The following is a 14,273-nucleotide window of genomic DNA, read 5'->3' on the forward strand; positions in this document are numbered from 1 at the left end:
CATCCGTCGGGCGGCGTACGTCCGTCGGGCGTGCGTGTTTCACGTGGAACGCGCCGCGGGCCCGGCCCCGTCAGCCGAACCGGGCCCGCAGCAACTCCACGCCGATGGCCTCGACGTCCACATTCCACTCGGCGAGCAGGCGCAGGACCCGCGCGGACTGCTCATGCCGTCCCATCAGGGTGTCGCCTTCGAGCCCGCCCCCGCGGGCCGCCGCCTCCGCCGTCTCCAGGGTCAGTGCGTGAGCGGTGTTCCAGCTGACCAGGGACCGCACCTGCTCGGGCCGGGTCTCGGCCCACAACAGCATCGGCGGACGGACGCCGGACTCCCGCAGGCTCTGCCAGCGCCCGCAGGCCAGCGCCGTCTCCCGCGTCCGGTACAGCAGACGGGCGGTGGCCAGTCCCGCCGTGTCGCGCAACGCGTTCGACGCGGCGTCGGGCAGCCCGTCGAGGCGGGCGTTCACCGCCGCGTCCAGCGCCCCGAGATCGCAGGACGTGGCCACCCCCAGCGGTTCCACCTCCACCCCGCGCGCCCGGGCCCGCTCCAGACCGGTGCGCTGAGCGTCCAGGACCGCACGGTACTGCGGCACCGAGAACACACCGGTGGACTCCACGCCGATACCCTCGGCGAGGCAGCCTGCCACGGCGTCGATCCCGGCCCGGTTCGCCGGAACCCCGACCAGAAGGTTCGGCCGGTCCACTCCACTGCGCAGCACGCGCGCCGCCGCCACCCACGCCGAGGGATCGTCCACCCCGTCGAACGCCGCTGCGGCGAAGGCCACGAAGCCGCCGCTCGCCCGCAGCGCGTCACACGCCGCCCGGACCATGCCGTTCGGAGCCCCCAACGGCATCCGGATGCCCCGGAACCCGTACGACACGGCGTCAACAACCGTTGGCGGCTCCCACGGACACGCCTCCCACCAGGGCGAGACCCCCTCGGCGGCGAGCTCCTTGAGGAGCCTCATAGCTTCAGCCGTCATCACGCCTCGACGCTATGCCCACGGGATTCGGCAGTCGACCGAGACCCCCAGAGGCTGTCAAGTCGCCGCGAAACACAGCCGCGCGGCCCGCGCTCGCCGCCACCGCCGTATCCGGGATAAGCAAAAGCCCCAGGTCACGGCGAGTGAGTCCTGAGGCTTCGGCAGAGCCGCCTTCGGGATTCGAACCCGAGACCTACGCATTACGAGTGCGTTGCTCTGGCCATCTGAGCTAAGGCGGCGCGCTGTCCGCACCATGGTGCGATCAGCAACGTCGGTAAGTCTACACAGTTTCGAAGGGTGCTCCGAACCAGCCCGGGACCAGGGCGACGCGGGGTCGACGGTGGGGCTATGAGCAGCGCTTTCCCCGCGCCGGAGGCGTTCCGTGGAGGAGGTAGGCGTTGATCGCGGAGTCGATGCAGGCGCTGCCGCGGCCGTAGGCGGTGTGGCCGTCGCCCTCATAGGTGAGGAGGCGGCCCGAGGCGAGCTGGCTCGCGAGGGAGCGGGCCCATCGGTACGGGGTCGCCGGGTCGCGGGTCGTGCCGACGACGACGATCGGGGCGGCGCCCTTCGCCTCGATGCGGCGCGGCGCGCCCGTGGGCCCGACCGGCCAGTACGCGCAGTTCAGGGAGGCCCAGGCGAGGCCTTCGCCGAAGACCGGGGACGCCTTCCCGAAGGACGGCAGCGCCTTCTCCACCTGGTCCGGGGTGCCGAAGGCCGTGGGGAGGTCCAGGCAGTTGACCGCCGCGTTCGCGGCCATCAGGTTGGCGTAGCGGCCTTCCGGGTCGCGCTCGTAGTAGCCGTCGGAGAGGGCGAGCAGCCCCGCGCCGTCGTGCTCCTTGATCGCCGAGGTCAGCGCCTCGCGCAACTGCTCCCAGGTGCTCTCGTCGTACATCGCCGCGATGACTCCGGTGGTGGCGAGGGCCTCGCCGAGCTTGCGGCCGTCCGCGTCGCCGGTCGGGATCGGGTGCGCGTCGAGCTTGCGGAAGAAGGCCTTGAGGGCGGCGCCGACCCGGGCGGGCTTCGCGCCCTTCCCGCCGAGCGGGCAGTCGGAGTGCCGCGCGCAGTCCTTCGCGAACGACTGGAAGGCCGTCTCGAACCCCGCCGTCTGGTCCAGGTTCAGCCGGCGGGCGGGCAGCGAGGGGTCCATCGCGCCGTCCAGGACGAGGCGGCCCACCCGGTCCGGGAACAGGCCCGCGTACGTCGCACCGAGGAACGTGCCGTACGACGCCCCCACGTACGTCAGTCTCCGGTCGCCCAGGACCGCCCGCAGGATGTCCATGTCCCGGGCCGTCTCCACGGTGGAGACGTGCCGCAGCAGTTTCGGCGCGTGCGCTCCGCAGCCCTCCGCGAACTTCCGGTAGGCGTCGACCAGCCGGTCGCGCTCCCGCTGGTCGTCGGGGGTGGTGTCGGTCTGGGTGTAGGCGTCCATCGCCCGCCCGTCGAGGCACTCCACCGGCTCGCTGCGGGCCACGCCCCGCGGATCGACGGCGACCATGTCGTAGCGGGCGCGGACCCCTGCGGGGTAACCGATCGCGGCGTACTGCTGGAGGTAGCCGACCGCCGAACCGCCCGGGCCGCCCGGGTTCACCAGCAGCGAGCCGAGCCGCTTGCCCGGGCCCGTCGCCTTCTTGCGGGAGACGGCGAGCCGGACGTCGCCCGCCCCCGGATCGGCGTAGTCGAGCGGCGCTCTCATGGTGGTGCACTGGAAGCCGGGAACGCCGCAGTCGCGCCAGCTCAGCTTCTGTCCGTAGTACGGCGAGAGCGCCGACGGCGTGGCCCGCGGCAGCGCGGCGAGCGCTGCCACCGCCGTCGAACCGGCGGAGCCGGCCGACCCGTCGGCGGAGCAGCCGGAGACGAGCAGCGCGGCGAGGGAGAGGAGCGTGACGCCGCCACGGGACCTGCGAAGAGAGCGCCTGAAGTGCATTCAACGAGCGTAACTGTGGGCAACGGCATGAACGCGGCGCGTGCGCCAAGTGCCACGGACGAGGTACCCCGTCAACCCCCGGTCGACGTGCCGCTGCGTCGCCACCCCGTCGCCGGCCGTCCGAAAGCCGTCGACACGCCGTCCAGGGGCCGCCGACGCGCCCGCTCCTCGGCCGAGGACCGGCGCCGGTCCGGCATGTCAGCCCGCTCTGAGCGCCATCGTCATCGCCTCGACGGCCAGCAGCGGAGCGACGTTGCGGTCCAGGGCCTCTCTGCACGCGGCGATGGCCTCGATGCGGCGCAGGGTCGACTCCGGTCTGCTGCCGCGGGCGAGCCGCTCCAGCGCCTCCGCGGAGTCCGCGTTGGCGATCGCGACCCGGGAGCCGAGCTGGAGGGCGAGGACGTCGCGGTAGAAGGCCGTCAGGTCGGTGAGCGCGAGGTCGAGGCTGTCGCGCTGGGTACGCGTTCTGCGGCGCTTCTGCTTGTCCTCCAGGTCCTTCATCACGCCGGCCGTGCCGCGGGGCATCCGGCCGCCCTGGACCGCGCCCAGTGCCGCCTTCAGTTCCTCGGTCTCCTTGCCGTCCATGTCCTCGGCGAGTTGCTTGGCGTCCTCGGCGGCCGCGTCGACCAGTTCCTGGGCCGCCCTGAGACAGCCGCCGACGTCGTCGACGCGCAGGGGCAGTCTCAGCACGGCCGCCCGGCGCTCGCGCGCGGCGGGGTCGGTGGCCAGCCGCCGGGCCCGGTCGACGTGCCCCTGGGTGGCGCGGGCCGCGGCCGCGGCGACGGCGGGCTCGACGCCCTCGCGCCGTACCAGCATGTCGGCGACGGCGTCGACCGAGGGCGTGCGCAGGTTCAGGTTCCGGCAGCGGGAGCGGATCGTGGGCAGCACGTCCTCCAGGGAGGGCGCGCACAACAGCCAGACCGTGCGCGGCGCCGGCTCCTCCACCGCCTTCAGGACGGCGTTGGCGGACTTCTCGTTGAGCCGCTCGGCGTCCGCGACGAGGATGACCTGCCAGCGGCCCGTGGCGGGCGAGGTGTACGACTTGCGGACCGTGTCGCGCATGTCCTCGGCGAGGATCTGCGAACCGACGGCGGCGACGGTGGTGACATCGGCGTGGGTGCCGATGAGCGCCGTGTGACAGCCGTCGCAGAACCCGCAGCCCGGGATGCCGCCGAGCGCCCGGTCCGGGCTCACGCACTGCAGCGCGGCGGCGAAGGCCCGCGCCACCTGGGTGCGGCCTGCGCCGGGCGGGCCGGTGAACAGCCAGGCGTGCGTCATCCTCGACGCCTCCGGCGGGGCGGTGCGGGCGGTGGCCGCGGTGACGAGCGCGTCGGCGTCCCGAGCGGCGGCGGCCAGCTGCTCGCTCACCCTCTCCTGGCCGATGAGGTCGTCCCACACGGTCATGCGTCACGCCGCCCTTTCGTCACGTTTCGCGCTGCGGGTTCCATTGTGCGGGCAGCCACTGACAATCCGGCCCGCCCGCCGGCGGCCGCGCTGCGTCGGCACGGCCGCGGACCGCCCTCTCCTCCGCTGCTTGCCGGCCGACGGCCGCCCGACCCCGGCACCCGGCGCGGGCCGCGCACTCGGCGAGGCGGCGGCGGCGGCGAACAGCCGGACCTGCTGACCTGCTGACCTACGGATCTGCCGCCTACGGATCTGCCGCCTACGGATCTGCCGACCTCCGATCTACGGCCCAGGGGCCACAGCTCGGTGCGCGGCGACCGGCGACCGGCGGGCCGGGGCCGCGCTCAGCGGCGTCGGCCGCGGCCCCGGCCCGCGTCGGGCCCGTCGTCGTCCCGGTGGGGTCCCAGCAGTTCGTCCGCGAGCGTCGGGAGATCGTCCAGCGGGGTCTCCTCGGCCCAGTCGGAGCGCGGCCGCTGCCGGGGCTCGCCCTGCTCGTCGACCTGCGGCAGCTCGCGGGTGCGGCCGTCGGCCCCGTCCGGCCGGGCCCCGCCCCGCTCGCCCTGTTCGTCTCGTTCGTCCCGGAAGTAGCCCCGCGGCACCCGGCCCGAAGGGCTGTCGCCCCGCACCGGGGGCAGCACGGCCGTCTCGTCCTCGGGACCGGCCGCACGCTTGCCACGGGGACCGCGCTGACCCTGCTGACCGCTCTGGCCGCTCCGGCCGCGCACCGGAGGCAGGACCGCCGTCTCGTCCTCGGCCCTCGCCGGCGCCGCCGGCGGCTGCGGCAGCTCGGCCGTCACCTCCGCGTCGGCTCCTCCGGCCGGGGCCGGCTTCGCGGGGGACTTCGCGGACGGGCGGGAGGGCTGCTCGGGGTCCTCGTCCATCCGGACCGGCGGCAGCACCGCCGTCTCGTCCACCGGTCCGCCCGACGCGTTCGTCGGCGTCACCACCGGCGTCGCGACGGTCGCGGCCTCCGGCGGGACCGCCGGTGCGGCGGCCGGCCGGGGGCGGGCCGGCTTCGGGCCGGCCTGCGCCGCCGCGGCGGCCTGCTCCGCCGCACGCCGGGCCTCCTCGGCCCGCAGCAGCGCCTCCTCGGCCTTGCGCTGCTTCTCCAGCCGACGGCTCTCGGCCTCGGCGCGCAGCCGGGCCTCCTCCTCGGCCTGCTTGCGGCGCCGCTCCTCCTCCGCCTTGCGGCGGGCCTCCTCCTCGGCGCGGGCCTTCTCCTCCGCGAGGAGCCGGACCCGCTCCTCCTCGGCACGCCTGCGTGCCTCCTCGGCGCGCAGCCGCGCCTCCTCGGCCTGCCGTTCGGCCTCGCGCCGCTGCGCCTCCTCCAGCTCGCGCCGCTTGCGCTCCTCCTCCTCGGCGCGCAGCTTGGCGAGCTGCTCCTGGCGCTCACGCTCCAGGCGCTCCTCCTCGGCCTTGCGGGCGGCCTCTTCCTCGGCCTTGCGGCGGGCCTCCTCCTCGGCCTTCCTGCGCGCCTCCTCCTGGGCCTTGATCTCGGCCTCGGACAGGGGCAGCAACTGGTCGAGGCGGTGCCGGACGACGGTCGTGACCGCCTCGGGCTCCTGCGCCGCGTCGACGACCAGGTAGCGGCCGGGGTCGGCGGCGGCCAGCGTGAGGAAGCCGGCGCGCACCCGCGCGTGGAACTCCGCCGGCTCCGACTCCAGGCGGTCCGGCGCCTCGGTGAACCGCTCGCGGGCGGCCTCCGGGGACACGTCCAGCAGGACCGTCAGATGCGGCACCAGCCCGTCCGTGGCCCAGCGCGAGATCCGCGCGATCTCGGTCGGGGACAGGTCACGGCCGGCGCCCTGATAGGCCACGGACGAATCGACGTACCGGTCGGTGATGACCACCGCTCCGCGCTCCAGGGCGGGTCGCACGACCGTGTCGACGTGCTCCGCGCGGTCCGCCGCGTACAGCAGGGCCTCCGCCCGGTGCGACAGGCCGGCGCTGGACACGTCCAGCAGGATCGAGCGCAGCCGCTTGCCCACGGGCGTGGCCCCCGGCTCGCGGGTGAGGACGACCTCGTGGCCCTTGGCCCTGATCCACTCGGCGAGCGCTTCGGCCTGGGTGGACTTTCCGGCCCCGTCGCCGCCCTCCAGGGCGATGAAGAAGCCGTTCCCGGCCGGTGCCGTCACCGGGTCGTCGCCGCCCAGCAGGGCGTCCCGCAGGTCCTTCCGCAGGGGGACGCCGGAGCGGTCGTCGACCTTGGCCAGCACCAGCGCGGCCACCGGCAGCAGCAGCGCGCCGACCAGCATCAGTGTGAAGGCGGCCCCGCCGTGCGCGAACACGAACTTGCCGCTGTCCAGCCGGTGCGGGCCGATGAGCCCCGCGACCAGCGGGGCCAGCACCGCGCCCAGCGCCACGAGAACCCGCACGACCGCGTGCAGGTGCTCGGTCGTCCGCGTCCGGCGGTGGTCCTCGGTCTCCTGGTCGAGCAGCGCGTGCCCGGTGTTCGCGGCGACGCCCGCGCCGACGCCCGCCAGGACCGTGATCAGCAGCACGCTGGTGACGTCCGGGACCAGCCCGGCGGCGAGCAGCGCCACGCCGGTGAAGGCGATGGCCAGTGCCAGCAGCCGGCGTCGCGACAGCGACACCAGCACCTTCGGCGCCGTCCGGACGCCGACGACGACTCCGCCGGTCAGCCCGAGCACGAGCAGTCCGTACAGCACGGGGCCGCCGCCCAGGTCCTTGGCGTGCAGCACGGCCACGGCGACGGCGGCGGAGACCGCGCCGGCGACGGCGGCGCAGGCCAGCACCAGGAGCGGGATCACGCCCGTGCGGCCCGAGTCGACGCCGGTGGCGGTCCTGGGGCGGCGCAGACCCTCCAGCGGCGACCGCGCGCGCGGGGTGCGCACCGCCGGCAGCTCCAGGAAGGTCACGATGGACAGGCACCCGGCGAAGAGGCCGCCGGCCACGTACGAGGCGAGGGCCGCCTGGTGCTGGTCGAACCAGTCGACCCCGGTGCCCAGAAGGTTGTTGAGCAGGGCGGCGACGACGAGCGTGGCGGCGCCCAGCGGGATCGTCGCGAAGCCGGTGCGCAGTGACAGCCGGCGCAGGGCGTCCATGTGGTCGGGCAGCGGGCGTACGGTCGCGCCCTCCGGGGGCGGGGCGGGCAGCAGGGCGGGCGCCGCGCTCTCCCGCGCGACCGTCCAGAACCGCTCGGCGACGCCCGTCACGAACACCGTGACGAGCAGCAGGGCCAGGGCGTCGTCCGGCGTCCAGTCGATCCACAGGGGCGCGACGATCAGCAGCGCGGCGCGCAGGCCGTCCGCGCCGACCATGGTCCACCGGCGGTCGAGGGGACCCTCCGGAGAGGTCAGTGCCGTCAACGGGCCCAGCAGCACGGCGCCGAAGAGGAGAGTGGCCAGGATCCGTACCCCGAAGACGGTCGCCACTGCGAACGCCACGCCTCGGTAGCCGCCTCCGAAGGAGCCCTCGGCGATGGCCGTCTGGAGGACGAGGAGGACGAACACCAGGAGGGCGAGGGCGTCTCCGACTCCGCCCACCAACTGCGCGCTCCAGAGCCGCTTCAGCTGCGGCTCGCGCAACAGGGCGCGCACGGCGCGCTCGCGGGAGTCCGCCACCAGGGCGTCGTCCGGGGCCGGGTGGTGGGCCGTTGGCTGCTCGGCTCGCGTCATGCATTCAGCCTATCGGCCGCGACGGACAGACCGGGGCCCCCGTCCACAGGTACGACCGCCCCGACACCAAAGTGATGCCGGGGCGTTCGTTTCGCGAACCTGCTGTGGAGAAACGGTGGTCGGTCGGGCCGGGACCCGTCGGGCCGTCAGTCCTCCGACGAGGCCGCCGGGGAGGCCGTCGCCTTCTTCGCCGCCGTCTTCTTGACCGTGGTCGTCTTCTTGGCGGCCGTCGTCTTCGCGGCGGTCTTCTTGGCTGCCGTCTTCTTCGCCGGCGCCGCCTTCTTCGCCGTCGCCTTCTTCGCGGGCGCCTTCTTGGCCGTCTTCTTGACCGGCGCCTTGGCGCGCTTCTCCGCGAGCAGTTCGTAGCCGCGCTCCGGGCTGATCTCCTCGACGCTGTCGCCGGAGCGCAGGGTCGCGTTGGTCTCCCCGTCGGTGACGTACGGGCCGAAGCGGCCGTCCTTGACGACGACCGGCTTTCCGCTGACCGGATCCGCGCCCAGCTCCTTCAGCGGCGGCTTGGCGGCGGCCCGCCCGCGCTGCTTGGGCTGCGAGTAGATCTCCAGCGCTTCTTCGAGCGTGATCGTGAAGAGCTGGTCCTCGGTCTGCAGCGACCGCGAGTCCGTGCCCTTCTTCAGGTACGGGCCGTAGCGGCCGTTCTGCGCGGTGATCTCCACGCCCTCGGCGTCGGCGCCGACGACCCGCGGCAGCGACATCAGCTTGAGGGCGTCCGCCAGCGTGACCGTGTCCAGCGACATCGACTTGAACAGCGAAGCCGTCCGCGGCTTCACGGCGTTCTTGCCGGTCTTCGGGGTGCCCTCGGGGAGCACCTCGGTGACGTAGGGGCCGTAGCGGCCGTCCCTGGCGATGATCTGGTGGCCCGACTCCGGGTCGACGCCCAGCTCGAAGTCGCCGCTCGGCTTGGCGAGCAGCTCCTCGGCGAGCTCGACGGACAGCTCGTCGGGCGCGAGGTCCTCGGGGATGTCCGCGCGCTGGTGGCCCTCGGAGTCCTTCTCGCCGCGCTCGATGTAGGGGCCGTAGCGGCCGACCCGCAGCATGATGCCGTCGCCCACCGGGAACGAGGACACCTCGCGGGCGTCGATGGCGCCCAGGTCGGTCACCAGCTCCTTGAGGCCGCCGAGGTGGTCCCCGTCGCCGTTGCCGGCGTCCGCCGCGCCGCCCTCGTCCGGGCCCTCGCCGAAGTAGAAGCGCTTCAGCCACGGCACGGCCCGCGCCTCACCGCGGGCGATGCGGTCGAGGTCGTCCTCCATCCTGGCGGTGAAGTCGTAGTCGACGAGCCGGCCGAAGTGCTTCTCCAGAAGGTTGACCACGGCGAACGACAGGAAGGACGGGACGAGCGCCGTGCCCTTCTTGAAGACGTAACCGCGGTCGAGGATCGTGCCGATGATCGACGCGTATGTGGACGGGCGGCCGATCTCGCGCTCTTCGAGCTCCTTGACGAGGCTGGCCTCGGTGTAACGGGCCGGGGGCTTGGTGGCGTGCCCGTCGACCGTGATCTGCTCGGCGGACAGCGCGTCGCCCTCGCCGACCTGGGGCAGGCGGCGCTCGCGGTCGTCCAGCTCGGCGTTCGGGTCGTCGGCACCCTCGACGTACGCCTTCAGGAAGCCGTGGAAGGTGATGGTCTTGCCGGAGGCGCTGAACTCGACGTCCCGGCCGTCGGCCGCCGTGCCGGCGATCTTCACCGTGACGCTGTTGCCGGTCGCGTCCTTCATCTGGGAGGCGACCGTGCGCTTCCAGATCAGCTCGTAGAGCCGGAACTGGTCGCCGCTGAGGCCGGTCTCCGCGGGCGTGCGGAAACGGTCGCCCGAGGGACGGATCGCCTCGTGCGCCTCCTGCGCGTTCTTGACCTTCCCGGCGTAGGTACGCGGCTGCGCCGGCAGGTAGTCGGCCCCGTACAGCTGCGTGACCTGCGCACGAGCGGCGGACACGGCGGTGTCGCTCAGCGTCGTGGAGTCGGTGCGCATGTACGTGATGAAGCCGTTCTCGTACAGCTTCTGCGCGACCTGCATGGTCGCCTTGGCGCCGAAGCCGAGCTTGCGGCTGGCCTCCTGCTGCAGCGTCGTCGTACGGAAGGGGGCGTACGGCGAGCGCCGGTACGGCTTCGACTCGACGGAGCGCACGGCGAACCGCGTGTTCTCCAGGGCGGCGGCCAGGGCGCGGGCGTTCGCCTCGTCGAGGTGGAGGGTGTTCGCGCTCTTGAGTTGTCCCAGGGAGTCGAAGTCGCGGCCCTGCGCGACCCGCCTGCCGTCGACGGCCTGCAGGCGGGCGACCAGCGACGACGGGTCCGACGAGTCTCCCGCGCGGCCGGTCGCGAAGGTGCCCGTCAGGTCCCAGTACTCGGCAGAACGAAAGGCGATGCGCTCGCGTTCCCGCTCGACGACGAGACGCGTGGCGACGGACTGGACGCGGCCGGCCGACAGGCGCGGCATGACCTTCTTCCACAGGACCGGCGAGACCTCGTAGCCGTAGAGGCGGTCGAGGATGCGGCGGGTCTCCTGCGCGTCGACGAGCTTCTGGTTCAGCTGGCGCGGGTTGGCGACGGCGGCCCGGATCGCGTCCTTGGTGATCTCGTGGAAGACCATCCGCTTGACCGGGATCTTCGGCTTGAGGACCTCCTGGAGGTGCCAGGCGATCGCCTCGCCCTCCCGGTCCTCATCGGTGGCGAGGAAGAGCTCGTCGGACTCCTTGAGCAGGTCCTTGAGCTTCTTGACCTGCGCCTTCTTGTCGGCGTTGACGACATAGATCGGCTGGAAGTCGTGCTCGACGTCCACACCGAGGCGGCGCACCTCGCCCGTGTACTGGTCCGGCACCTCCGCGGCGCCGTTGGGAAGGTCGCGGATGTGCCCGACGCTGGCCTCGACGATGTAGCCGGGGCCGAGATAACCCTTGATCGTCTTCGCCTTGGCAGGCGACTCGACGATCACGAGTCGGCGGCCGCCGTGTGCGGTCTCGCTGGTCGGGGACAACTTCGCTCTTCTCTCCGGATCGACGCTGGGGCCCCCCAGGCCTTGATCCCGGGGTCGGGTCATGGGGACGCTGCGGAGTGTGACGGTACATCCCGCCCCCGTGTCAAACGGGAAAAGCCCGCAACGGCCACTCGAACGGTAACCCGACTACCGCCATTCCTGCCGCCCGGAGTACCGACCGGCACTTTTCCGTGCGACCGGAAGTCGCCGTCGCCTCTGCCGGCGGGACCAGGTTCACGCCGCTCGAACGAAGATCCGGCGCGCGCCGCGAAGACGGCCTCGAACACGGTCCCGTCGGTGGTCCGCGCGGGGATCCCGCCCGGTCCGGCCGTGATCGTCCGGCGGCCTCAGAGACGGACGAAGCACCACGCGCCGAGGGCCAGCGTGGCGACCGCGGCGAGGCCGGCGAGGGCCGCCGATGCGACGGGGCTCACATCCTGGGCCACCGGTTCGCGGTGCCGCACCCGGACCGCGGTCCACACCGAGAGCGCACCTCCGAACAGGACGAACGCCATCCCCGCGAAGACCGCCGGCCCACCTTCCATGCTCGTCCCCGCCTCTGTTCTCCCGCTCCCGCACGCCCTGGCCCCGGAGACTGGCACGCGCGGACGGCTACCCGGCGAACCCCTGGTGAACGCCGGGACACGGTCGGGGGCGCAGGCGCGGGGCGGCCCCTGAGCACGAGCGACGGACTCGGTTCGCCCCCTGGGCGGCGGCCGACCGGCGAGCGTGCCCCGGACGGCGACGGCAAGCGGGGCCGCAAGCGGGAGACGGGGGTGGCCCGCGGACCAGGGGGACGCGAAGGAGACGGACCGCGGACAAGCCGTCCGGGCCGCAGACCGGACGAGGCGGCGCGGCCTGGGCAACGGGACCGCCCGCAGGGTCCGGGATCACTCCGCAGGTTCGAGGAACCCCTGTTCCACCAGCAGGCGGATCTGGGCCGGGGTGCGGTCCCGCAGCAGCACCGGATCCTCGCCGACCAGTTGCGCGATGGCGTCGAGAATGCGGCCGGCGCTCAGCGAACCGTCGCACACGCCCGCGAAGCCCGCGCCGACCGTGTCCACCTTGGTGGCCCGGCGCATGCCCCGGTTCTGGCGCAGCACGACGTGCTCCGGGTCCTCGGCGCCGGGCAGCCCGACCTGCTCCTGGACGACCTCCGCGGCCAGGCGGAAACGCCCGGCGAGGAGGGCCGCGTCGTCGTGCGCGCGCAGGTGGTCGAGCCGCTCGAAGTGCGCCAGGACCGTGTCGCCCAGCGGCTGTTCGACCGGATGCGGCCACTCCTCCACCGAGATCACGGGCTCCGCGGCCGTCGTCCTGCGCAGCGTGATCCAGCCGAAGCCGACGGCCTTCACCTTGCGCGCCTCGAACTCGTCCAGCCACGCGTCGTAGCGCGCCCGGTACTCGGCCTGGTCTCCCCGGTGGTCGCCGGCGTCCCGCAGCCAGAGCTCCGCGTACTGCGTGACGTCCTGGACCTCACGCTGCACGATCCACGCGTCGCAGCCGCGTGGCACCCATGACCTGATCCTGTCCTGCCAGTCCTCCCCTTCCACGTGCTGCCAGTTCGCGAGGAACTGCGCGAAACCGCCTTCGTTCAGTCGATCCCCCGCTCCCTGAACGACCGAGCGGCACAGATCGTCCCCGCCCATCCCGCCGTCCCGGTAGGTCAGCCGGGCGCCCGGCGAGATCACGAACGGCGGGTTCGACACGATCAGGTCGTACGTCTCGTCGTCGCGGAGCGGCTCGTACAGGGAGCCCTGGCGCAGTTCCGCGGCCGGGGCTCCGGACAGGGCGAGCGTGAGCGCGGTGACGTGCAGGGCGCGCGGGTTGAGGTCGGTCGCCGTCACGCGCGTGGCATGCCGGGCGGCGTGCAGCGCCTGGATTCCCGACCCGGTGCCGAGGTCGAGGGCGGCGGAGACGGGCCTGCGGACGGTGATGCCGGCGAGGGTCGTCGACGCGCCGCCCACGCCCAGGACGACCTCCGCGTCCGCCTGCCGGCCTCCGGTCGCGCTGCCGCCGGCGCCGCCGACCGCGCATCCCAGGTCGGAGACGATGAACCAGTCCTCGCCGTCCGGCCCGCCGTAGGGGCGTACGTCGACGGTCGCGGCCACCTCGTCGGCGCAGGCGGGGGCGAGCCAGCCGCTCTCCACGCACGCGCGTACCGGCAGGAATGCCGCCACGCGCGCGTGCGGCACCGACTGCTGGAGCAGGAAGAGGCGGACGAGCGTCTCCAGCGGCGTGTCCCCGCGGGTCGCGCGCAGCGCGGGCACGGTCTCGCTGCGCGCGAGAGCCGCGTAGGCGGGGGCGCCGAGCAGTTCGAGAAGGCCGTCCGCGGTGAAGGAGGCCGCGAGCAGGGCCTCGCGCAGCAGGGCGGCGACCTCGGGGCGGTCGGCTGAGGGCAGGGGGGACGAGGTGGCGTTACTCACGCCCCCCATTGTCCCCCGTCGCCCCTCGGGTGGCGTCCCTCCGACGCGAACGCCCGGTGGCCGTGCTGCCGTGGGGCCGTCAGCTCGTCGTCGCGCGGGCCGTGGCGGAGGAGGCGACCTTCTTACAGCTCTCCTGCTTGGCCATGGCGTTCTTGACGTCGCCCTGTTCGAGGTTCTTGAGCGCGGTGTTGCCGCTCTTGCTGAGCTTGCCGAGGTCGGTGGCGATGTTCTGCAGGCCGTCGGCGAACTTCGCCTGGTCCTTCGTGTCCAGCGCGTCGACCTGCTTCTTGAGACCGGCGTAGGAGGTCGAGAGCGTGGTGAGCGCCGTGACGGCGTCCTTCTGCTTCTTCTCACCGTCGTCGACGCCGGGCGGCGTCCCCGCCTTCTGGACGGCCTGGGCGAGCGCGTTGTAGGCGTCGGACATGTCCTGGAAGGCCTGCGAGTCGGTCTTCTGGACGTTCGCCGGGGCGTTGTTGTCCGTGGCGGCCTGCTTGATCGCGGCGTTGGCCGCGTCGACCTTGGCATCCTGGGCGGGCAGCGCGTCGCAGACCTGCTTGGCCCAGGCGTCGAGTTCCTTGTTGCCGTCGTCGCCGCTGGTGCACCCGGACAGCGCCAGTACCAGTACCGCACCGCCGGACAGTGCGGCCGCGAGCTTCTTGTTCACCGGATTGGTCCCTTCCATGGCTCTCGGCCCCGGAACATACACGCCAACCGGGCGACATCCCCAGAACGAATGCCCGCTATGCAGATGAATGAAGCTGTTTGCACCAAGAGAGAGAAGGGTCACGGCATGGTCACATGCCCCACACAGCGGGCGGGCGGGGCGGCCCCCCCCCCCCCCCCCCCCCCCCCAGAACTGGGGCCCGGAAAACAAGACAAACCAACAAATCGAATAATAAAAAAAAAGCCGCCACCCGACCGCGC

At 73.2% G+C, this 14,273-nt stretch carries 8 protein-coding genes and 1 tRNA gene; all 9 read right to left on the bottom strand.

What is annotated here, in order from left to right; translation table 11 throughout:
• Positions 1 to 70 precede the first annotated feature (70 nt).
• Complete coding sequence (locus ACFVYK_RS08630; RefSeq protein ID WP_389770268.1) at positions 71 to 976, bottom strand: transaldolase family protein; 906 nt, start codon at positions 974 to 976, stop codon at positions 71 to 73.
• A gap of 165 nt (positions 977 to 1,141) precedes the next feature.
• Positions 1,142 to 1,215 (bottom strand) — tRNA-Thr (locus tag ACFVYK_RS08635).
• A gap of 107 nt (positions 1,216 to 1,322) precedes the next feature.
• Positions 1,323 to 2,900: an alpha/beta hydrolase gene (locus ACFVYK_RS08640; protein ID WP_389770270.1), complete on the bottom strand. Its 1,578-nt coding sequence runs from the start codon at positions 2,898 to 2,900 to the stop codon at positions 1,323 to 1,325.
• A gap of 198 nt (positions 2,901 to 3,098) precedes the next feature.
• A complete protein-coding gene (locus ACFVYK_RS08645) occupies positions 3,099 to 4,304 on the bottom strand; it encodes a DNA polymerase III subunit delta' (protein WP_389770272.1) in 1,206 nt (401 codons plus the stop codon).
• A gap of 344 nt (positions 4,305 to 4,648) precedes the next feature.
• A complete protein-coding gene (gene tmk / locus ACFVYK_RS08650) occupies positions 4,649 to 7,942 on the bottom strand; it encodes a dTMP kinase (protein ID WP_389770274.1) in 3,294 nt (1,097 codons plus the stop codon).
• A 146-nt stretch (positions 7,943 to 8,088) separates the two neighbouring features.
• Positions 8,089 to 10,926, bottom strand: coding sequence for a type I DNA topoisomerase (gene topA, locus ACFVYK_RS08655; protein WP_389770277.1), 2,838 nt, complete (start codon positions 10,924 to 10,926; stop codon positions 8,089 to 8,091).
• Between the two features lie 347 nt (positions 10,927 to 11,273).
• Complete coding sequence (locus tag ACFVYK_RS08660) at positions 11,274 to 11,471, bottom strand: hypothetical protein (RefSeq protein ID WP_389770279.1); 198 nt, start codon at positions 11,469 to 11,471, stop codon at positions 11,274 to 11,276.
• A gap of 345 nt (positions 11,472 to 11,816) precedes the next feature.
• Positions 11,817 to 13,358, bottom strand: coding sequence for a methyltransferase (locus tag ACFVYK_RS08665; protein WP_389770282.1), 1,542 nt, complete (start codon positions 13,356 to 13,358; stop codon positions 11,817 to 11,819).
• Positions 13,359 to 13,428: 70 nt separating this feature from the next.
• Positions 13,429 to 14,031 carry a small secreted protein gene (locus ACFVYK_RS08670; protein WP_389770285.1) on the bottom strand — a complete coding sequence of 201 codons (603 nt, stop codon included), beginning with the start codon at positions 14,029 to 14,031 and terminating at the stop codon, positions 13,429 to 13,431.
• Between the last annotated feature and the right edge of the window lie 242 nt (positions 14,032 to 14,273).

Source organism: Streptomyces sp. NPDC058291 (assembly GCF_042880855.1).
Taxonomy (GTDB): domain Bacteria; phylum Actinomycetota; class Actinomycetes; order Streptomycetales; family Streptomycetaceae; genus Streptomyces.